The sequence below is a fragment of the Antrihabitans auranticaus genome (genome assembly GCF_016481275.1).
In the GTDB taxonomy this organism is placed as follows: Bacteria; Actinomycetota; Actinomycetes; order Mycobacteriales; family Mycobacteriaceae; genus Antrihabitans.
This window is the reverse complement of the sequence record NZ_JAEMNW010000006.1, coordinates 234,324-253,977: the sequence shown is the minus strand read 5'-3', so window position 1 is coordinate 253,977 and position 19,654 is coordinate 234,324. Positions and strand designations below refer to the sequence as shown.

The following is a 19,654-nucleotide window of genomic DNA, read 5'->3' as shown; positions in this document are numbered from 1 at the left end:
TCAGTGCTTCAGCAGATTCGCATCGTCGACCGAAGCCGAACGGCGGGTGCGGAAGATGGTCATGATGATCGCCAGACCCACCACGACTTCCGCGGCGGCAACGACCATCGTGAAGAACGCGAAGACCTGTCCGTCCAGATTGCCGTGCATTCGCGCGAACGTCACAAACGCCAAATTAGTGGCATTGAGCATCACTTCGATGCACATGAACACGACTATCGCGTTGCGTCGCAGCAGAACCCCGGCGCCGCCGATCGTGAACAGCAGCGCCGAAAGGTAGAGATAGTTCTCGGGGTTCACTCTGTCCCCTCCGGTGCAGTCGGCGAGCGCCGCTTGAGGACCTTGCTGACCGACCCCACAGCGTCCGATCCATCGGGCAGTCGCGCCGGCATGTCGACCGCGTTGTGGCGCGCATACACGCCGGGGCTCGGCATCGGCGTGGCCCGATCGCCCTTCAGGAAGCGCTCGACCGACATTTCCCGCTGGTCCTTACGCCGCTCGAACCGCTCGCGGTGCGCAAGCACCATCGCGCCGAGGGTGGCAGCGATCAACAGCGCACCGGTGAGCTCGAAAGCCCAGACGTAGTCGAGGAAAATCAGCTCGGCCAGCCCGGGAACGTTGCCCGCCGCGTTCGCCTCGCCCATTCCCACGAACCCGTCCGCAGTCACGTTCCCGATCCCGCCGATCAGCAACAGGCCGAACCCGACCCCCGCGAGAATCGCCGCGACTCGCTGGCCCTGGAGTGTTTCGACGAGCGAATCCGACGAGTCGACACCGACGAGCATGAGCACGAAGAGGAACAACATCATGACTGCGCCCGTGTAGACGACCACCTGGACGACGCCGAGGAAGTACGCGTCCTGCGAGATATAGAAAACAGCGAGGATGATCATCGCCGTCGCGAGAAAGATCGCCGAGTACACCGCCTTGGTCGCGCACACGACTCCGAGCGCGCACAACACAGCGACCGTACCGAGGATCCAGAACTGGACCGCTTCCCCTGTGGAGGTCCGCGTGAAAGTCTCAGCCGCGAGAACCGTCACCGATCACCCTCCTCGGCGGGTGCGCCCGTGATTTTGCCGCGGTAGTAGTCCTCGTCTGTCGAACCCGGATACATGGGGTGTGGCGCCTCGACCATCCCCGGCTGCATCGGCGCGAGAAGCTTGTCTTTGCCGAAGATCAGGTCGGCGCGGTTGTCGTCGGCAAGTTCGTAGTCGTTCGTCATCGTCAGCGCGCGGGTGGGGCATGCCTCGATGCACAATCCGCACCCGATGCAGCGCAGGTAGTTGATCTGGTAGACGCGGCCGTACCGCTCGCCAGGAGAGAACCGCTCTTCCTCGGTGTTGTCGGCACCTTCGACGTAGATCGCGTCGGCCGGGCACGCCCAAGCGCAAAGCTCGCAGCCGATGCACTTCTCGAGTCCGTCCGGATGCCGGTTGAGCTGGTGGCGACCGTGGTAACGCGGCGCGGTCGGCACCTTTTCCTCGGGATAGAACTCGGTCGTCGGCTTCTTGAACATCGTCGCGAACGTCACGCCGAATCCTGCGACGGGGTCGAGGAACTTAGGAGTCTTGGGCATCAGAGCTCTCCTTGCTTGTTGGCGAAGTGCGAGTCTGGGCGCCGGCCCCGACGGGTGTGCGCTGGAAAGCCGGCATTTTCTGACCGGGCAGCGGTGGCACCGGGAAGCCGCCCGCCATCGGGTCGAACTGTTCCGGCGGCGGCAGATCGTCCACCGGCACCGGATGGCGCCTGCTGCGAACCAGATTCGCGAACAAGCCGATGATGAGCAGGCCGATGACCGCCCCTGCAATCACGAGCGCGATCGTGCCGACCTCGTAACCCTCGTTCCGAAGCGCCCGCACAGTGGCAACCACCATCACCCACAGCAGTGAGACCGGGATCAGGATCTGCCAGCCGAGCTTCATGAACTGGTCGTAGCGCAGGCGCGGCAGTGTGCCGCGCAGCCAGACGAAGAAGAACAGGAAGCCCCATACCTTCGCCGTGAACCACAGCAACGGCCACCAACCCGAGTTCGCGCCTTCCCACAGATTGATCGGGAACGGTGCGTGCCAGCCGCCGAGGAATAGCGTTGTGGCAAGAGCCGACACGGTCACCATGTTCACGTACTCGGCAAGCATGAACATCGCGAACTTGAGCGACGAGTACTCGGTATGGAAGCCGCCGACCAGTTCTCCCTCGGCCTCAGGAAGGTCGAATGGCGCGCGGTTCGTCTCGCCGACCATCGAAGTGATGTAGATCAGGAACGACGGCAACAGCAGGAAGACGTACCACAGGCCCTCTTGAGCTGCGACGATCCCCGATGTCGACATCGTTCCCGCGTCCAGGAACACAGCGGCGAACGACAGGGCCATCGCGATCTCGTACGAGATCACCTGCGCCGTCGACCGAAGACCACCGAGTAGTGGGTACGTCGACCCGGACGACCAACCGGCAAGCACGATGCCGTACACACCGACCGATGCCGCGGCGAGGATGAACAGAACGGCGACGGTCAGGTCGGTCAGTTGCATCGGGGTCCGGTGCCCGAAGACCGAGACCTCCGGCCCGAACGGGATCACGGCAAACGCCGTAATCGCCGGAGTGGCCGAGATGATCGGCGCGAGGATGTAGATCGGCTTGTCGACCCCGCTGGGAACGATGTCTTCCTTCAGCGCCATCTTGACGCCGTCGGCGACACTCTGCAGCGAACCGAACAGACCGACCCGGTTGGGTCCGATCCGCATCTGCATGCGCGCCACGACCTTGCGTTCCGCGAGCACCGCGACCAACGCGGTCAGCAGGAGAAACGCGAAGATCGCGACAGCTTTGGCGACAACGAGCCACCACGGGTCGTGGCCGAAGGCCCCGAGGTCGTTGTAGGGCTCGACTGCGAGAGTCACTCGGCCTCCCCGGCTCGCACGCGGACCACGTCGCCCGGCGTTGCCGCAAGCTCGCGGTGGACCGCTGAGCCCGGCGAGTTCAGCGGCAGCCACACGACGCGGTCCGGCATGTCGGTGACGGTCAGCGGCAAGGTGATCGAGCCATGGTCGGTGGCAACGGTGACGGGCTCACCCGCGCTCACGCCGAGGTCGGCAGCCGTCGCACCCGACAACCGGACGACCGGTGTTCGCGCTGTTCCGGCGAGGTTCGGCTCGCCGTCCTGAAGTCGACCCGCGTCGAGCAGCATCCGCCAGCTCGCCAGCACTGCTTCGCCCGCGCCGGGCTCTGGCGCGCCGACCGGATCGACCCACGGCGGTTCGGGGGACGATCCGTCCCAGACTCCTAGCCGCGCGATCTCCGCACGTGTGGTCGCAGCATCGGGGAGCCCGAGACCGACCCCCATCTCGTCGGCGATCGCATTGAGTACGCGCTGGTCGGCCATCGTGTTCGTCCCGCGAAGCGCCGGCTCGAAGCTCCGATCTCGCCCTTCCCAGTCGAGTAACGTACCGCCCTTCTCCACGACGGGAGCGACAGGGAACACGACGTCGGCGATGTCGGTCACCGCGCTGCGCCGTAGCTCGAGGCTGACCACGAACTTCGTCGCGGCCAGTGCCTCTCGCGCGGCGGCGGGGTCCGGCAGGTCGTCGACCTCCACACCACCTATCACCAGCGCACCGAGTTCACCTGACGCGGCCGCGGCGAGGATTCCCGCGGTATCGCGCCCGGCGGTCGTCGGGAGGTCCTCGACGCCCCACACGTCGCCGACTCCGCGCAACGTCTCCGCCGTGATCGGCCGCCCGCCCGGCAGCAGGTTGAAGAGCGCACCTGCCTCGATCGCACCGCGCTCCCCCGCACGCCGCGGCACCCATGCCAGCCCCGCGCCGGTCTCGTCCACCACTCGCACCGTCGCGGACAGGCCGCCGGGAACAGTCGCGAGCCGTTCGCCGACGAGGAGGATCGCGCCCTGCTGCCGTAGTAAATCGATGACCTCGGGAGTGCGCAGCGCTGCGGCTTCGTCGCCGGGTGCGGTCTGTATCAGACGCCCCGACATCTTGGTGAGGCCGCGCGAGGCGAACGGCGCGATCGCGTGGATCGCCAGCCCGTTCTTTCTGGCGGCTCGGCGAAGCCGCAGGAAGACGATGGGCGATTCTTCCTCCGGTTCGAAACCCACCAGTACGACCGTCGACGCCTTCTCGAGGTCTGCATACGTGACGTCGAGGAACCTCGCCGCTACCCGTGCGGCCAAGAAGTCGGCTTCCTCGGCGGAGTGCGGCCGGATCCGGAAGTCGATGTCGTTGGTGCCGAGTACCGTCCGCGCGAACTTCGCATACGCGTACGAGTCTTCCCACGTCGACCGCCCGCCGACCAGCACGCCGGCATTCGCGGTCGTCAAGCCGCGCGCCGCGACCGCCAAGGCAGCAGACCACGATGCCGGTTCGAGTTCACCGTCGTCGTTGCGAAGCATCGGCGTGGTGATGCGGTCTCGTTCGGTCGCATACGTGAACGCCCAGCGGCCCTTATCGCAGTTCCATTCCTCGTTGACCTGCGGTTCGTCACCGGCCAAGCGGCGCAGCACTTTTCCACGCCGATGATCGGTCCGTTGTGCGCAGCCGCTCGCACAGTGCTCGCAGACGCTCGGGCTCGAGACGAGGTCGAACGGGCGCGCGCGGAATCGGTACGCCGTCCCGGTCAGCGCGCCGACCGGACAGATCTGGACTGTGTTGCCGGAGAAGTAGGACTCGAACGGTTCGTTTGCATAGATGCCGACCTGCTGCAGTGCCCCGCGTTCGAGAAGTTCGATGAACGGGTCCCCGGCTATCTGGTTCGAGAACCGGGTGCAGCGCGCGCACAGGACACACCGCTCGCGATCGAGCAGCACTTCCGACGACAACGGGATCGGCTTCGGGAAGGTGCGCTTCACATCCTCGAACCGCGACTCCGCCCTTCCGTTCGACATGGCCTGGTTCTGCAGTGGGCACTCCCCGCCCTTGTCGCAGACCGGGCAGTCGAGCGGGTGGTTGATGAGCAGCAATTCCATGACGCCGCGCTGTGCTTTATCAGCGGCCGGCGAGGTCAGTTGGGTGTGCACGACCATGCCCTCGGTGACCGTGATGGTGCACGACGCCATCGGTTTGCGCTGACCCTCCACCTCGACGAGGCATTGCCGACACGCGCCGACCGGGTCGAGCAACGGGTGGTCACAGAAGCGCGGGATCTGGATGCCCATCAGCTCGGCGGCCCGAATCACCAAGGTGCCCTTGGGAACCTGCAGTTCGTGGCCGTCGATTATGACGGTCACCAGATCTGTTTGCCGGCTCGCCTCGAGAGTCACGCAGTCACCGCCGTAAAGAGAGTGGACTGATGTGGATCGAACGGACACCCACGCTGCTCGAAGTGGGCAAGGTACTCGTCGCGGAAGTACTTGATGGACGAGATGATCGGGCTCGCTGCGCCATCGCCCAGCGCGCAGAACGACTTGCCGAGGATCGTGTCGGAGATGTCGAGGAGTTTCTCCAGATCACCGTCGGTGCCTGCACCCTTCTCCAACCGCTCCAGGATCTGGACCAGCCAGTACGTCCCTTCACGGCACGGCGTGCATTTGCCACAGGATTCGTGCGCGTAGAACTCGGTCCACCGCAGCACTGCGCGGACGACGCACGTCGTCTCGTCGAAGATCTGCAGGGCCTTCGTCCCGAGCATGGAACCGGCCGCGCCCACGCCTTCGTAATCGAGGGCGACGTCGAGGTGTTCGTCGGTGAAGATCGGCGTCGACGATCCGCCCGGCGTCCAGAACTTCAACCGGTGCCCCGGCCGAACACCACCGGCCAACTCGAGCAGTTCGCGCAACGTGATTCCCAGCGGGGCCTCGTACTGGCCGGGGCTGGTGACGTGACCCGACAGCGAGTACAGCGTGAAGCCCGGTGATTTCTCGCTGCCCATCGACCTGAACCAGTCGATTCCGTTGCGGATGATAGGCGGCACACTTGCGATCGACTCGACGTTGTTGACGACTGTCGGACACGAATACAGACCCGCGACAGCGGGAAAGGGCGGGCGCAGCCGAGGTTGCCCGCGCCGGCCTTCGAGCGAGTCCAGCAGAGCTGTTTCTTCACCGCAGATGTAGGCGCCCGCGCCGGCGTGGACGACGAGTTCGAGGTCGAACCCGCTGCCGAGAATGTTTGTGCCGAGGTACCCGGCCGCGTACGCCTCTGCGACCGCGGCCTGCAGTCGGCGCAAGACTGGGACGACCTCACCGCGCACGTAGATGAACGCCCGGTTCGAACGGATCGCATACGCCGCGATGATCACACCTTCGACGAGGGCATGCGGTGTTGCCATCATCAGCGGGATGTCTTTGCAGGTCCCAGGCTCGGACTCGTCCGCGTTGACGACCAGGTAGTGCGGCTTGCCGTCGCCCTGCGGAATGAAACCCCACTTCATACCGGTCGGGAATCCGGCGCCACCGCGCCCTCGCAGGCCAGCCTCCTTGACCGTTTCGATGACCGCGTTCGGCTCCATCCGCAGCGCCTTGTCCAGGGCGGTGTAGCCGTCATGACGCCGGTAGGTCTCCAGCGTCCAGGATTGCGGTTCGTCCCAGAACCGACTCAGCACCGGGGTCAGGGGCATGTCAGTTTCCCTTCCCGTTCGCGTTCGTCGTGCCCGAATCCGTCTCGGCAGTACCGGCTTTCGCCGGCACGGTCGCCGACGGCGCGGGTGCGGGCTTGTCGGCAACGGTTTCGGCGGCGATCGCTTCGGAATGCGGGCTGCCAGTTGCGTGCCCGGATTCGACGGAAGGCGCTGTCATGCCCTGCTCTCGCGCGATCCGCAGGCCGACCAGCGTCGGGTCGCCCGGAGCGCCCTCGAGCGCGCCCGGGCGCTCGTCCGGGAACCCGGCCAGAATTCGCGCGGTCTCTTTGAACGTGCACAGGGTTGCGCCACGAGTCGGCTGCACCGCATCACCCGACCGCAGCGAGTCGACCAAAGTCCTTGCGGATTCAGGAGTCTGGTTGTCGAAGAACTCCCAATTCACCATCACCACAGGTGCGAAATCGCAGGCCGCGTTGCACTCGATGTGTTCGAGCGTCACCTTGCCGTCCGAGGTGGTTCCGCCATGTGTGACGTCGAGGTGATCGGTGAGCGCCTCGAAGATCGCGTCGCCGCCCATGATCGCGCAGAGCGCGTTGGTACAGACCCCGACGTGATAATCACCGGTCGGGTTGCGCCGGTACATCGAGTAGAAGGTGGCCACCGCCGTGACCTCCGCGCCCGTCAGCCCGAGTCGGGCCGCGCAGAAATCGATGCCCGCAGGCGAAATGTAACCGTCCTCGGACTGCACCAGATGTAGCAGCGGCAGCAAGGCCGATCGAGCGGTAGTGGGCTGGTCGGTCGCGTACCGGGCGATGATCGTCGCGGCATCGGCAGTCAGTCTGTCCAGCACGTCGTGGGGATAACTCGCGCGGGCGTCGGGGCGCACGAGTTGGCCCTTCTCGCCGGGCCGAGCGCCGAACTCGATGAACACCTGGGTCATCTGTCCACTCCACCCATGACGGGGTCGATGCTGGCGACCGCCGCAATGACGTCGGCAACCATTCCGCCCTCGCACATCGCCGCAACGGCTTGCAGATTCGTGAAGGACGGATCTCGGAAATGCACTCGATACGGCCGTGTTCCACCGTCACTCACCATGTGCACCCCGAGCTCTCCGCGGGGCGACTCGACCGCGGTGTACACCTGTCCGGCAGGAACGCGGAGACCCTCGGTCACCAGCTTGAAGTGATGGATCAACGCCTCCATGGACGTACCCATGATCTTCTGGATGTGCTCGGGCGAATTGCCCAGGCCGTCCGGTCCGATGGCCAATTGCGCAGGCCACGCGAGCTTCTTGTCCTCGATCATGACGGGACCGGGGCGCAACTTGTCGAGTGCCTGCTCCACGATCTTGAGCGACTCCCGCATCTCCCGAACACGAATCATGTACCTGCCGTAGCAATCGGACGTGTTCTCGGTGATGACGTCGAACTCGTAATTCTCGTAACCGCAGTAGGGCTCGAACTTGCGAACATCGTGCGGCAGGCCGGTTGCCCGCAACACCGGTCCGGTGCTGCCGAGCGCCATGCACCCCGTCAGATCGAGATAGCCGACGCCCTGTGTGCGGGCCTTCCAGATCGGGTTGTCGTTGAGGAGCAGCTCGAGATCGCGGAGGCGCTTCGGCAGCAGCGTCAGCAGGTCGCGAATCTTTCCGATCGCGTCATCGGGCAGATCCTGCGCCAGACCGCCGGGCCGCACGTACGCGTGATTCATGCGCAGGCCGGTGATGGTTTCGAAAACCTCCAGGATGAGCTCGCGCTCGCGGAAACCGAAGATCATCGCGGTCGTCGAACCCAATTCCATTCCGCCGGTTGCCAACGCGACCAGGTGCGAGGAAATTCGATTGAGCTCCATCAACATGACGCGGATGACGGAGACCCGTTCGGGAATTTCCTCGGTGATGTCCAGGAGTTTCTCGACGCCCAGGCAGTACGCGGTTTCGTTGTAGAACGGCGACAGGTAGTCCATCCGGGTGACGAAGGTGACGCCCTGAATCCAGTTTCGAAATTCGAGGTTCTTCTCGATCCCCGTGTGCAAGTACCCGATTCCGCATCGAGCTTCGACGACTGTCTCACCCTCGATTTCCAGGATCAGCCGCAGCACGCCATGCGTCGACGGGTGCTGGGGGCCCATGTTGACGACGATGCGTTCCTCGCCCGTCGTGCCGATCGCACCGACGATGTCGTCCCAATCCTGGCCCGCGACGGTGAAGACCTTTTCTTCGGTCATCAGTTGTATGCCCTCCGCTCGTCCGGTGGCGGAATCACTGCACCCTTGTACTCGACCGGCACGCCACCGAGCGGATAGTCCTTACGCTGCGGATGGCCCACCCAGTCGTCGGGCATCTCGATACGGGTCAAACTCGGGTGGCCGACGAACACGATTCCGAAGAAGTCGTAGGTCTCCCGCTCGTGCCAGTCGTTCGTCGGATAGACGCCGAACAACGACGGAATGTGCGGGTCCGCGTCAGGCACCGAAACCTCCAGCCGGACCCGCCGATTGTGGGTGATCGACAGCAGCGGATAGACCGCGTGCAACTCCCTGCCAACATCTGCCGGGTAGTGGACGCCGTTCACACCGAGGCACAGTTCGAACCGGAGGTCGGGCTCGTCTCGCAGGCGCTGCGCGACCGACGGGAGCGCTTCGCGCCGCACGTGCAACGTGAGCTCGCCGCGGAAGATCACGACGTTCTCGACGGCCTCGTCGAAACTCGATCCCTGCTCGACAAGGGCAGCATCCAGCGCATCTGCAATCTCGTCGAAATACCCGCCGAACGGTCGAGAAGCAGTCCCCACCAACGGAACCTTGCGCACCAAGCGCCCGTAGCCGGAGGTGTCACCGGTCCCGGAGCCACCGAACATCCCCAATTTGGGCCCCGTCATCGGAGGAGCCCGTTCATCTGGAACGTCGGGGTCGACGCGAGCGCTGCGGCTTCGGCGGCGCGTATGGCCTCCTCGCGATTCACACCGAGGGGCATTTCCTGAATCTTCTCGTGCAGCTTGATGATCGCGTTGAGCAACATCTCAGGCCGCGGCGGACAGCCTGGCAGGTAGATGTCGACCGGCACGACGTGGTCGACGCCCTGGACGATCGCGTAGTTGTTGAACATTCCGCCCGAGGATGCGCAGACGCCCATTGCGAGAACCCATTTGGGCTCGGTCATCTGGTCGTAGACCTGCCGCAGCACCGGCGCCATCTTCTGGCTCACGCGACCTGCGACGATCATCAGATCCGCCTGCCGTGGCGAGGCCCGGAACGCCTCCATTCCGAACCGCGCGATATCGAAACGGCCTGCGCCGGTCGCCATCATTTCGATGGCACAGCAGGCCAGGCCGAACGTCGCGGGCCATAGCGAACCCTTGCGCATGTACCCGGCCAATCCCTCGACCGTGGTCAGCAGGAAGCCGCTCGGCAGCTTCTCTTCGAGACCCATCTCAGACTCTTCTCACTTGTCCGCTATTCCCAACTCAGACCGCCCCGGCGCCATTCGTACGCATAGGCGACCGACACGTTGAAGATGAACAAAGCCATTGCGGCCAGCCCGAAAACGCCGAGGGCGTCGAAGTGGACCGCCCACGGATAGAGAAAGACGATCTCGATGTCGAAGATGATGAACAACATCGCTGTCAGGTAGAACTTCACAGGAAAACGGCCGGGGCCGTCCGTGTGCGGCGTCGGTTCGATGCCGCATTCGTAGGCTTCCAGTTTCGCGCGGTTGTAGCGCTTGGGTCCCACGATCGACGCCATGACGACCGAGAAGATCGCAAAGCCGGCAGCGAGCGCTCCGAGCACGAGAATCGGGATGTAGACGTTCATGCGGACCCCGTTTCCGACATCCCCGCGGCGCTGGTGGACAGCGCAAAACCGTCGAATCGGGTGCTGCTGACACTGCGTGGCGTGACCAGGATCCCTCCGCTCATCGAAGTCGCCGGGCTATGCGCATGTGAGCTAAGACACAGACTAAGCGCGATATCGGGAGTCCGCACTTGGTTTGGTTTTCAACTTTTGGAGATCCAACAAAAGTGCTGGTCAGACACCTTGGGACGCGACACGGCGACGCAGCAGAGCCACCACTTCGGCACCCAGGCGGATCGGGTCGATCGGTTGCGGCACAGCAGCTTCCGCTCGCGACCAGTTCGCGAGCCAGGCGTCGTCGGGCCGGCCGGTAAGCACCAGAATCGGGGGGCAGGGGTCGATCTCGTCTTTGAGTTGCTTGGCGATTCCCATGCCGCCGACGGGCACGGCCTCACCGTCGAGGATCGCGAGATCGATGTTTCCGGCGTCGAGGTGCTGGATGACGACAGGTCCGGTCGCGACTTCGATGTACTCGAGCTCGGGCAGGTCCGGGTGTGGCCGCTTCCCCAGTGCCAGGATCACCGTGGCACGCGTCGTCGCGTCGTCGCTGTAGACCAGGACCCGTAACGGCTCACGGCGTGTCACGAACCCGATAGTACTGACGACGGGCCCGCTGGCGTCACGAACTGAGAACCACGGCGCGGCTCGGCACGAGCAACCGAATGCCTGTGCCGAGGAGCCAGATCGCCACACCGGTCTGCGCCGCGAAGAGCGGCGTCACCGCGACGCTCTCGGTGAAGTTCACGAGCGGCCCGGCGAGGCCGTACAGCACTCCCGAAATCGCGGCGATGACGGCGAGAATCCACGCAGCCTTCGTTCGCGCATCTCGCGCGACCGCAATTGCCACGGCAGCGATTGTGATACCCAGTGCCGGCGTCGCGAGCACCTGCATCATCAGGTGGAAGTCGAGGACCGGGGTGTCGTGGTGGTGTTGCAGACCCTCCAGATCGTTCGACGCCGCCACGTGCGGTACCAACTCGGCTGCGCCGATGGCCGAACCGATCGCCGCGACCGTCAACCAGGTCGACACAGACGGGCCGAACGCGGCTTCCCGCTTCGCCATGAGGAAGGTCGCGACAGCCACCACGAGGCCGGCGAGCATGAGCAGATGTGACGCCGCCCAGGTCGGGTTGCCGAGCATCGAGATCAGGTAGTCGTTCTTCGAATCCCCTTGCCGCGCGGATGCATCTGGCCGCCTATCAGCGACAACACGCCCGCGACAACAAACCCGATTGCAACGATCCGACCGTTCCCACCCATGGCTTCCTCAATTCACTAGCGAGTGTCTCAGTGAATATAGACTAGCTAGCCCAATGGCGTACAGTGGCAATATGTCAGGCCAGAAATCGGCACCCGAAGCGAGTGGCCGCGCCTACCGGAGCCCGCTCCGAGCACAACAGGCCGAGCAGACACGAACACTCGTCGCCGCGGCCGCACGCGAGCGCTTTCTCAGTCACGGCTGGTCGGGCACGACTGTGCGTTCGGTCGCGGAAGCGGCAGGTGTTTCCGAGGCGACCGTCTACGCGATCTACGGCAGCAAGGCCGGACTCGCGACGTCGCTGATCGACAGCGCCGACGCCCAAGCCGACATCGAACGCGTCCAGAAGGAACTCGCGACCGGTTGGGGCGATCCCCAGGCCCAGGTGCGCGCGTTCGTCGGCTTCGACCGGCGACTGTTCGAGAACGGCGGTGACGTCATCCGGACCATTCTCGAGGGACGCCGTCAGCACGAAGCGCTCGACGCCGCCTATCGCGACGGTCGCGGCCGGGGTGAGGCGGTTCGGCGAGAAGTCTTCGCCACGTGGCCCGCCAGCGTCTGGCGCAACGGCATGACAGTGCCGACCGCACTGGACGTCTACGCGGTCGTGTGCGCTTTCGACACCTTCGACATTTTGCGCCGCGAACGCGGCTGGACGGCGGACCGCATCGAGCAGTGGTGGGCCGAGACCATCTGCGGACTGTTGTTCGCACACTGAAAAACGGGTGGTGTTCCACCTCGGCCGACCCGGCCGTGGAACACTTTTCCCATGCTGGCAACCGGTCTCGCGTTGATCGTGGTGTTCCTCGTCGTCGCCTATCTGCGCAACGTCAGAGCAGCACCCGGGGTGCAAGGCTTGCTCGTTGCGATCGCGGGAGTCCTCACCGCTGTCCTGGCCTTTCAGGTCGTCATGTTCATCTTCGGCGACTAGCGACGGGACCGTGTCCGGTCCGCAGACACAGCTTCGACGTCTCTGTTGAAAGCACCGAACGGGTGCACAACAGAGAGCGAGGCACCTATGAAGAACACACTCTTGGGCTGCGGCATTGTCGCCGGACCGCTGTTCGCGCTGATCTGGGCCGCGCAGGCGACGACGCGCGCCGGGTTCGACCCCGGCAGGCACCCGATCAGCCTGCTGTCCCTCGGCGATCTCGGCTGGATTCAGATTACGAATTTCGTTGTCACCGGCTTACTTTTCACAGCTTGCGCGGTGGGCATGCGGCAGACCCTGCTATCAGGCCGGGGTCATGTCTGGGGACCGCGGCTGGTGGGCTCGCTCGGCGTCGGATTGATCATCGCCGGCGTCTTCGTCACCGATCCCGGCGCCGGGTACCCGATCGGCGCGCCGGAGGGAGCGCCCGACCACATGAGCGTGCACGGCATAGTGCACGAGATCGGATTCATGCTGTCGGTACCCGCCATGACCGTCGGCGCCATCGTGTTCGCGCGCCGTTTCAAAGCTGCCGGCGAGCTGCGCTGGTACCGCGGGGCGCTTGCCACTGCGGGCGCGGTGCTACTGCTCACGATGTTCCCGAGTCCGGACGGATTCGCTGTACGAGCCGTCATCGCTACCGCAATCCTCTTCGGCTTCGTCGCAGCCTTGTCTGCCAGGTACATCCACGAAAACAACCGGTCCCTGCCCCTCCCCCAACAGCATTTCGCCCACAACTGAGGACACCTGATGAAATACATAATTCTCACCTTCGGTTCGCAAGAGGACTACGCCGAATTGGCCAGTTGGAAGCCTGAAGACTTTGCCGCGATGGGCGAGTTCATGCAGAAGTTCACCGACGAACTCGTCGAATCCGGCGAACTGGTCGATACCCGCGGACTCTCCGCTCCGGTGCACACCAGGCGGGTCCGGCTGCAGAACGGCGTACCCGTCGTCACCGACGGACCGTACGCCGAAGCGCAGGAAGTCTTGGCGGGCTACTGGGTGGTCGATTGCGAAAGCTTCGACCGCGCAACCGAAATCGCGGCCCGACTGTCGGGTTGCCCGACGCCGGGCGGCGTATTCGAAGAGAAGGGTTACGCAGACATCCGTCCGCTCGACGAATATGCCCAGCAGACCGAATTCTGACCGAGCCGTCGAGGACCTGCTGCGCTGCCTGGCGCCGCAGGTCTTGGGCGCGCTCGTGCGCAGGTACGGCAATTTCGACACCGCCGAGGATGCCGTTCAAGAAGCGTTGCTCGCCGCGGCGACGCAGTGGCCGAACGAGGGAACACCCGCCAACCCACTCGGCTGGCTCATCACGGTGGCCTCACGCAGACTGACCGATCTGCTTCGCAACGAGCACGCACGCCAACGCCGGGAGGACGCTGTCGCGGCGTGGGTTCTGCCCGACCGGTGGCTGGCACCGGCCGCCGACCGGTCGGCAACCGACTCCGACGACACCCTGATCCTGCTCTTCCTGTGCTGTCACCCCGCACTCTCGGCGGCGTCGCAGATCGCGCTGACCCTCCGAGCCGTGGGCGGCCTGACGACTCCGGAAATCGCGCGCGCGTTCCTGGTTCCCGAAGCGACGATGACCCGCCGGATCAGCAGAGCGAAGAAGACCGTCAAATCCAGCGGCGTGCCTTTCCGGCTGCCGGCTGGCGCGGAACGGAACGAGCGCCTCGCCACCGTTCTGCACGTCCTGTATCTGATCTTCAACGAGGGCTACGCGAGCACCGCGGGTCCGAGCTTGCAACGCGCCGACCTCGCCACCGAGGCAATCCGGCTGACCCGTCTGGTCCACGCCCTCCTCCCCGACGACAGTGAGGTCACCGGCCTGCTGGCACTGCAGCTGCTGACCGATGCCCGCAGACCGGCCCGGACCGGCAGCGACGGCTCGCTCATCCCGATGGCCGAACAAGATCGGAGCCTATGGAACGCGGACCACATCACCGAAGGAATCGCCCTGATCACCGCCGCGCTGCCGACCGGCGTCACGGGTCCGTACCAGCTGCAGGCGGCAATTGCGGCGGTCCACGACGAAGCCGAAACGAGCGCGGATACCGACTGGCCACAGATCGTCGCGTTGTACGACGTGCTGCTGAAGATCGCCGACAATCCCGTCGTCGCGCTGAACCGCGCGGTCGCTGTCGGAATGGCGAGCGGCCCGCGCGCGGGCCTGGACCTACTCGCCCAGCTGGCTTCCGACGATCGGATTGCGGACGACCACCGTTTGTACGCGGTCCGCGCACATCTGCTCGAAATGGCGGGCGACCTCGCCGCCGCGCGTGATTTCTACCGCGGAGCGGCCGCGCGCACGACGAGCATCCCGCAGCAGCGCTACCTGACGATGCGCGCCGAAAAGCTGGACAGCTAGACGGGCGTCAGCGTGGCCGCGCCGAACGACACATCGAAGCGATCGCACCAGATGGACACGCTGTTGAGCCCGGCGATATCGATCTCGGCAGGTATCACGTAGTTGGAGCTGCCCTTGTTGAATTTGAGGTCGCCGAGGTCCTCGTAGCGGCCGTCGTCGAAGACGTGCCAGCCGTCGGAACCCTCGATGACGGGCTGGTCGGTGAGATACACCTTCAGCAACGGTCCGTTGCTGGTGTCGAGGTCTTCGAGCCGGAGTACGCGTTGCCCGTCGGCAAGTTGGAGTAACTGGACGGAACCGCTCGTGCCGTGCTCGTGGGTGATGAAGTCGCCCTGGGCGAGCACGATCGGCTCGGTGTTCGGCGCGACGGTCGTGCCGGACGGTGGCGGTCCGGACGCGGTCGGGATGGCTTCGTTGCCGGTCTTGTCGACCACGAGCTTCCACGGTTGGAACCAGAAGAGACCGAAGGCAACGACGATCGCGCCGATTGCCAGCACTGGCAGCACGACGGATGGCCGAAGAAATTTCCGGCGCCGCGGCTGTGCGGTTTGTGCGTTTTGTGCCATGTCGTATTCGTGTGCTTTCGCTCGCAAATCGTTACGCCGGAGCTACTGAACCGGTCCGGGCTCCGGCGGAAAGAGAAACATGAAGCTCAGCGCCATCCCGACCATGAGGATGGCCACAAGGGCGAGAACGATTGTGAAGTCGGTGATCTGCTTCGCCTTGGATACGTCCTGCGCCGCGGCCGTGCTGTCCATGCGTGCCTCCCGGAAGTCGGTGCAACCCTCGCGTGCTGCATGTGAAGACTCCTGCGGGGCACTTAACGAGCCCTTGCTGTTCGCTTAACGTGCTGCCCAGCGCTTACGTCGGAGGTAATCGACTCGCGTCCTCCGCGCTCGTACCGTCACTGTGGACAGCAGGAAATTCGCAGTGAGGAGGGCCTTCGATGACGACTCAGCCCGCAGGACACCGACTCTTACGACTGGTCCTCAAATGCGACAGGGCAGGTTCGGCGTGGTTCATCGGGATCGCCCTCGCACTCGCGCCGCTACTCGTCCTGGTCGAACCACTTCGCGACATGGATTGGCTGATCTTCGTGCCTATGCTCGGGTTCGCGATCTGGCTCGCGCTCTTGGGCGTCTGCATGGCGTTGGGCCTGACGCTGTCCGCACATGCGGGCGAAGACCTACCGGAGAACTGGTGGCTCACGATGCTCGACGACCGCCGATAGGCGTTCGGCACGCGCCGCGCCGGGACCGTTTCTCCGATGGAGTGTGACGCAATGCAGTAGGAGATGCGATGATCTCTGGCATGAGCGACGTGTCGAAGACCGCAGACGAAGGAGTGCAAACCAGGAAAATGGTCGTCGGCTCGGTGACACACGATGCTATCGAACGCTGGATCACCGAACGCGAGAACGCCGGCCGCACCATCGACCTCTACGAACGCGATGCGGTGAAGGACCTCGCCCGCTTCATTCGCAACCAACTACTCGCCGAAGGCTTGGCCTGACGGAGCGTAGTTCGGCGTAGTTTGCACTGCAACTGAGTGGGTGTTTCTTCTCGGATACCGAGCGGGAGCACCCATTTTTCGCGGCTCTTATATATGCCTTGACGAGTATATACGCGTGCACGTATATTCAGGTTCATGGCAATCGACATCTTCGACGTCGTCGCCGAGCCGCAACGCCGCCGGATCATCGAAGTACTGCGGACCGGAAGCGCTAGCGTCGGCGACCTCGTCGAACGCCTCGAACTGCCCCAGCCGACGGTGTCGAAGCATTTGAAAGTATTGCGGGACAACGGTTTCGTAAATTCCCGTGCCGATGCGCAGCGACGCGTCTACTCCCTGCAGCAGCAGCCGTTCGCCGAACTCGACGCTTGGCTGGAGCCCTATCGCAGGCTCTGGGAGTTCCACTTCGACGCCCTCGGCCGCCACCTCGAATCGAAGGAGTCACAGCAATGACCACACCGGACACCCACCGCCGCGATTACCGCCCCGGGCCACTGCAGACCATCGCCGTCGAACCCGACGGGCAGCGTTGGACGCTCACCTTCGCCCGGACGTTTCCCCACGGTCGAACCAGCATCTGGTCGGCGCTGACAGAACCCGACGAGCAGCTGCAATGGGCGCCGTACGTAGCAGACCGCAGCTTGCGGACCGTTGGCCCGGCGACGCTGACCATGACCGACGGCGACACCGAAACCGAACTCGACGGCACCGTGACGATCGCCGACGAACCGAGCTTGCTCGAACACGCGTGGGGCGACGACGTCCTGCGGTGGCGACTCGACGAATCCGCCGGCGGCACCCTGCTGACGTTGCAGCAGACAGTCGAAGACAAGGGCACCGCCGCTATGCTCGCCGCCGGCTGGCACATGTGCCTCGACGTCGCCGAGCGTGCCATCGCAGGCGAACCGGTCGGCCGGATCGTGGGAGAGGCGGCGCTCGAATACGGCTGGCGCGACCTGAATGCCCAGTACGCGGCGATACTCGACACCGAACCGGTCGAGCCGCCGACCGCGTAGTCCCACTACAGTGGCCTAATGGCCGAGGGCGGATTCCTGCAACAATTGCTCGGGGCCGCCGAGCAGGAGGGCGACCCCGCGATACTCGACGGCGCACTCGCAGCGTTCCTCGACTTCGGCATCCGGCGCACCAGCATGGCCGAGATCGCGAAACGGTCCGGCGTCAGCCCCGCAACGCTGTATCGCCGGTACGCATCGAAGAACGCCGTAGTAGTTGCCGTCGGCATGCGCGAGGCGCAGCGGTTCATCGAGGCGGTCGATGCCAGAGTCGACCGCTCGGCACCGCCGCGGGAGCAGATGACCGAGGGTTTCGTGGCATTCTCGTCGATCCTCGCGCGCAACGAGTTGCTGCGCCGGCTGCTCGTCACCGAGCCCGATACCGTCCTGCCCTACGTCACGACAGGTGCCGGCCCGCTGCTCGCGGCAGGCCGGGCCTATCTGTCCGACCACATCCGTGAGATGCAGAAGAGCGGCGGAATCGAAGATTTCGACGCCGATCAGGTTGCGGAAATTCTCGCCCGGCTCGCGTTGTCGTTGGCGCTCACTCCCGACGGAGTAATCCCTGTAGAAGACGAATCCGCAATTCGCGAGTTCGCTTCGTCCCACCTCGCGACATTGATTCGAATTTCCGATGAATCGGGACCGGGCGCAATTCCGCGCGGCGATCGTTATCCACTGGCATAGTGGCCACATGCTCCTGACCGCGGCGATTGCGGCCTGGGCGGTGCTATCCGTCCCAGTGGCGATAGCCCTCGGCCGAATGCTGGGCGCAAAGCGGCACCTGCTCGTTTAGCGAGCCTCTGAACTCGCCGGCAGCGCACCGGGGCAGAATCGCAGCATGGACGCCGCCGCTTGGGACGAGAAATACGCAAAGGCCGACCTCGTATGGGGTGCTCCGCCCAACGCCGTCGTCGTAGAAATCGTGACGGTGCTCCACCCAGGTCGTGCGCTGGACCTCGCATGCGGCGAAGGGCGAAATGCGATCTGGCTCGCGACGCGCGGCTGGGAGGTCAGCGCCATCGACTTCTCCCAGGTTGCAATCGACAAGGCCCGAACGGTGGCATCGAAGTCTCCGAGATCGGTCCGCAACCGGATCGATTGGGCAACCGGCGACATCCTCACCACGACGTTCGACGGCAGCTTCGAGCTGATCGTCGTCGCCTACCTGCACCTACCGAAGGACGAGCGGCGTCAGGTGTTGCGCAAGGCGGTCGACGCGCTGGCCGAGGCGGGCGTACTCATCGTGCTGGGCCACGACACGACAAACATCGCCGACGGGGTCGGCGGACCCCAAGATCCCGACATTCTGTTCACACCCGAAGACGTCGTCGCAGATATCGAAGATGAGGCGCAAATTCTGGCGGCCGAGAAGCGCGAACGTCATGTCGAGGCCGGGACCGCGATCGATGCACTGGTTGTAGCCGCGCGGCCCGTCAAGGAGTCAGCTGCCCCACTTGATGAGCCAGGGCTCGACGACTGACGATATTTCTGCCGCACCACCCTTCAACGCATGCGTCTGACCTGCCAAAACGTGCACGACGGTAGCGTCGGCGGCGTCCGACACGCCGAACGGGTCGCGGTCGCCGTTGATGACGACCACTTCGGTTCCGGCGCCACGCAGTTCCCCGGCCCGCGACAACTCGGGCCTGCCCGGCGGGTGGAGCGGAAACGCGAGAGCAATCACCCCGACCGCCCCCGCATCGATCGCCGTCCGGCACGCCACCCGGGCACCGTTGCTTCGCCCGCCCTGGACGAGCGGAACCTTTCGGAACCGCTTCTTCAGGTCGGCAATTACTTCGAGCCAGGCGGCGTCCTGTTTGACCGCCGATCCCGGTGCGCGACCGCCGGCCACACGGTAGGGCTGCATGACACGCGCGACCGCGCCACCGAGTTCGAGTGCTTTTCGTCTCACGACCAGGAGGTCCGGCGCGTCCACGCCGCCCGCCGCACCGTGGGTGAGGACGACAAGAAATCGGGGGTTCGTCCGTCCGTCGACCGCCACCTGGGCTTCCCCAGCTGCGGTGGGAATAGCCAGTTTTCGCTGTCTCGGCTGTCCGGGTTCCATGTGACGACCGTATGTCAGGGGCGCTACGAACGTGAGGAAATCCTCATGAAAGTTTCACCGGGATCTGTTGTTCTACATGCGATTTCACACATCCGCGGACGCTGTGGTT

General features: G+C 64.6%; 27 protein-coding genes. 11 read left to right on the top strand and 16 right to left on the bottom strand.

Translation table 11 applies throughout. From position 1 onward, the window contains the following. The 13 genes from nuoK to JGU72_RS24030 form a co-directional block, all read right to left on the bottom strand. Window positions 1-300, bottom strand: a complete 300-nt coding sequence (nuoK, locus tag JGU72_RS24090; protein ID WP_199686627.1) for an NADH-quinone oxidoreductase subunit NuoK — start codon at window positions 298-300, stop codon at window positions 1-3. Beyond that, the gene (locus JGU72_RS24085; RefSeq protein WP_199686626.1) at window positions 297-1,043 is read right to left on the bottom strand and encodes an NADH-quinone oxidoreductase subunit J; all 747 of its coding nucleotides are present in this window, start codon (window positions 1,041-1,043) and stop codon (window positions 297-299) included. The genes nuoK and JGU72_RS24085 overlap by 4 nt, the downstream gene beginning before the upstream one ends. Further along, entirely contained in the window at window positions 1,040-1,579 is a 540-nt protein-coding gene (gene nuoI / locus JGU72_RS24080) for an NADH-quinone oxidoreductase subunit NuoI (protein ID WP_199686625.1), read from the bottom strand. The genes JGU72_RS24085 and nuoI overlap by 4 nt, the downstream gene beginning before the upstream one ends. After that, window positions 1,563-2,900 (bottom strand): NADH-quinone oxidoreductase subunit NuoH, encoded by a 1,338-nt coding sequence (gene nuoH / locus JGU72_RS24075; RefSeq protein WP_199686624.1) that lies wholly within the window; start codon window positions 2,898-2,900, stop codon window positions 1,563-1,565. Before nuoH ends, nuoI begins: the two co-directional genes overlap by 17 nt. Then, window positions 2,897-5,272, bottom strand: a complete 2,376-nt coding sequence (locus JGU72_RS24070) for an NADH-quinone oxidoreductase subunit G (protein ID WP_199686623.1) — start codon at window positions 5,270-5,272, stop codon at window positions 2,897-2,899. The genes nuoH and JGU72_RS24070 overlap by 4 nt, the downstream gene beginning before the upstream one ends. Then, entirely contained in the window at window positions 5,269-6,567 is a 1,299-nt protein-coding gene (gene nuoF / locus JGU72_RS24065; RefSeq protein WP_199686622.1) for an NADH-quinone oxidoreductase subunit NuoF, read from the bottom strand. Before nuoF ends, JGU72_RS24070 begins: the two co-directional genes overlap by 4 nt. Before the next feature lies 1 nt (window position 6,568). Further along, a complete protein-coding gene (gene nuoE / locus JGU72_RS24060; RefSeq protein ID WP_199686621.1) occupies window positions 6,569-7,468 on the bottom strand; it encodes an NADH-quinone oxidoreductase subunit NuoE in 900 nt (299 codons plus the stop codon). Next, window positions 7,465-8,757: an NADH dehydrogenase (quinone) subunit D gene (gene nuoD, locus JGU72_RS24055; protein ID WP_199686620.1), complete on the bottom strand. Its 1,293-nt coding sequence runs from the start codon at window positions 8,755-8,757 to the stop codon at window positions 7,465-7,467. The genes nuoE and nuoD overlap by 4 nt, the downstream gene beginning before the upstream one ends. Next, window positions 8,757-9,410 (bottom strand): NADH-quinone oxidoreductase subunit C, encoded by a 654-nt coding sequence (locus JGU72_RS24050; protein ID WP_199686619.1) that lies wholly within the window; start codon window positions 9,408-9,410, stop codon window positions 8,757-8,759. The genes nuoD and JGU72_RS24050 overlap by 1 nt, the downstream gene beginning before the upstream one ends. Continuing rightward, window positions 9,407-9,961 carry a NuoB/complex I 20 kDa subunit family protein gene (locus JGU72_RS24045; RefSeq protein ID WP_199686618.1) on the bottom strand — a complete coding sequence of 185 codons (555 nt, stop codon included), beginning with the start codon at window positions 9,959-9,961 and terminating at the stop codon, window positions 9,407-9,409. Before JGU72_RS24045 ends, JGU72_RS24050 begins: the two co-directional genes overlap by 4 nt. Window positions 9,962-9,984: 23 nt before the next feature. Then, window positions 9,985-10,344 carry an NADH-quinone oxidoreductase subunit A gene (locus JGU72_RS24040; RefSeq protein ID WP_199686617.1) on the bottom strand — a complete coding sequence of 120 codons (360 nt, stop codon included), beginning with the start codon at window positions 10,342-10,344 and terminating at the stop codon, window positions 9,985-9,987. A gap of 213 nt (window positions 10,345-10,557) precedes the next feature. Beyond that, window positions 10,558-10,968 carry an Rv3143 family two-component system response regulator gene (locus JGU72_RS24035; protein ID WP_307828581.1) on the bottom strand — a complete coding sequence of 137 codons (411 nt, stop codon included), beginning with the start codon at window positions 10,966-10,968 and terminating at the stop codon, window positions 10,558-10,560. 34 nt (window positions 10,969-11,002) lie between these two features. Next, a complete protein-coding gene (locus JGU72_RS24030) occupies window positions 11,003-11,524 on the bottom strand; it encodes a hypothetical protein (RefSeq protein WP_199686616.1) in 522 nt (173 codons plus the stop codon). 190 nt (window positions 11,525-11,714) lie between these two features. On the opposite strand from JGU72_RS24030, the gene JGU72_RS24025 reads away from it, so the two are divergent. The 5 genes from JGU72_RS24025 (at window position 11,715) to JGU72_RS24005 (ending at window position 14,952) form a co-directional block, all read left to right on the top strand. Then, complete coding sequence (locus JGU72_RS24025; RefSeq protein WP_199686615.1) at window positions 11,715-12,359, top strand: TetR/AcrR family transcriptional regulator; 645 nt, start codon at window positions 11,715-11,717, stop codon at window positions 12,357-12,359. A 51-nt stretch (window positions 12,360-12,410) separates the two neighbouring features. After that, the gene (locus JGU72_RS24020; protein WP_199686614.1) at window positions 12,411-12,572 is read left to right on the top strand and encodes a hypothetical protein; all 162 of its coding nucleotides are present in this window, start codon (window positions 12,411-12,413) and stop codon (window positions 12,570-12,572) included. An 87-nt stretch (window positions 12,573-12,659) separates the two neighbouring features. Further along, window positions 12,660-13,313: a DUF998 domain-containing protein gene (locus JGU72_RS24015; RefSeq protein WP_199686613.1), complete on the top strand. Its 654-nt coding sequence runs from the start codon at window positions 12,660-12,662 to the stop codon at window positions 13,311-13,313. A 9-nt stretch (window positions 13,314-13,322) separates the two neighbouring features. After that, the gene (locus JGU72_RS24010) at window positions 13,323-13,721 is read left to right on the top strand and encodes a YciI family protein (protein ID WP_199686612.1); all 399 of its coding nucleotides are present in this window, start codon (window positions 13,323-13,325) and stop codon (window positions 13,719-13,721) included. Further along, window positions 13,699-14,952, top strand: coding sequence for an RNA polymerase sigma factor (locus JGU72_RS24005; RefSeq protein ID WP_199686611.1), 1,254 nt, complete (start codon window positions 13,699-13,701; stop codon window positions 14,950-14,952). Before JGU72_RS24010 ends, JGU72_RS24005 begins: the two co-directional genes overlap by 23 nt. Here the strand turns inward: JGU72_RS24005 and JGU72_RS24000 are convergent. Both JGU72_RS24000 and JGU72_RS23995 read right to left on the bottom strand, forming a co-directional pair. Next, on the bottom strand, window positions 14,949-15,518 hold the full coding sequence (locus JGU72_RS24000) for a DM13 domain-containing protein (RefSeq protein WP_199686610.1): 570 nt from the start codon (window positions 15,516-15,518) through the stop codon (window positions 14,949-14,951). The two genes, JGU72_RS24005 and JGU72_RS24000, sit on opposite strands and share 4 nt — an antisense overlap. A 42-nt stretch (window positions 15,519-15,560) precedes the next feature. Next, the gene (locus JGU72_RS23995; RefSeq protein WP_199686609.1) at window positions 15,561-15,710 is read right to left on the bottom strand and encodes a hypothetical protein; all 150 of its coding nucleotides are present in this window, start codon (window positions 15,708-15,710) and stop codon (window positions 15,561-15,563) included. Window positions 15,711-15,898: 188 nt separating this feature from the next. On the opposite strand from JGU72_RS23995, the gene JGU72_RS23990 reads away from it, so the two are divergent. The 6 genes from JGU72_RS23990 to JGU72_RS23965 all read left to right on the top strand — a co-directional run bounded on the left by JGU72_RS23990 (window position 15,899) and on the right by JGU72_RS23965 (window position 18,960). Further along, window positions 15,899-16,183 (top strand): hypothetical protein, encoded by a 285-nt coding sequence (locus JGU72_RS23990; RefSeq protein ID WP_199686608.1) that lies wholly within the window; start codon window positions 15,899-15,901, stop codon window positions 16,181-16,183. Window positions 16,184-16,263: 80 nt separating this feature from the next. Continuing rightward, complete coding sequence (locus JGU72_RS23985) at window positions 16,264-16,464, top strand: hypothetical protein (RefSeq protein WP_199686607.1); 201 nt, start codon at window positions 16,264-16,266, stop codon at window positions 16,462-16,464. Window positions 16,465-16,599: 135 nt separating this feature from the next. After that, window positions 16,600-16,917: an ArsR/SmtB family transcription factor gene (locus JGU72_RS23980; protein ID WP_199686606.1), complete on the top strand. Its 318-nt coding sequence runs from the start codon at window positions 16,600-16,602 to the stop codon at window positions 16,915-16,917. Next, window positions 16,914-17,480 carry an SRPBCC domain-containing protein gene (locus JGU72_RS23975; RefSeq protein ID WP_199686605.1) on the top strand — a complete coding sequence of 189 codons (567 nt, stop codon included), beginning with the start codon at window positions 16,914-16,916 and terminating at the stop codon, window positions 17,478-17,480. Before JGU72_RS23980 ends, JGU72_RS23975 begins: the two co-directional genes overlap by 4 nt. A gap of 18 nt (window positions 17,481-17,498) precedes the next feature. Further along, complete coding sequence (locus tag JGU72_RS23970; protein WP_199686604.1) at window positions 17,499-18,164, top strand: TetR/AcrR family transcriptional regulator; 666 nt, start codon at window positions 17,499-17,501, stop codon at window positions 18,162-18,164. Window positions 18,165-18,318: 154 nt separating this feature from the next. Then, entirely contained in the window at window positions 18,319-18,960 is a 642-nt protein-coding gene (locus tag JGU72_RS23965; protein WP_199686603.1) for a class I SAM-dependent methyltransferase, read from the top strand. On the opposite strand, the gene JGU72_RS23960 is transcribed toward JGU72_RS23965, so the two are convergent. Beyond that, window positions 18,922-19,545: an alpha/beta hydrolase family protein gene (locus JGU72_RS23960; protein WP_233532909.1), complete on the bottom strand. Its 624-nt coding sequence runs from the start codon at window positions 19,543-19,545 to the stop codon at window positions 18,922-18,924. The genes JGU72_RS23965 and JGU72_RS23960 overlap by 39 nt on opposite strands. Window positions 19,546-19,654 lie beyond the last annotated feature (109 nt).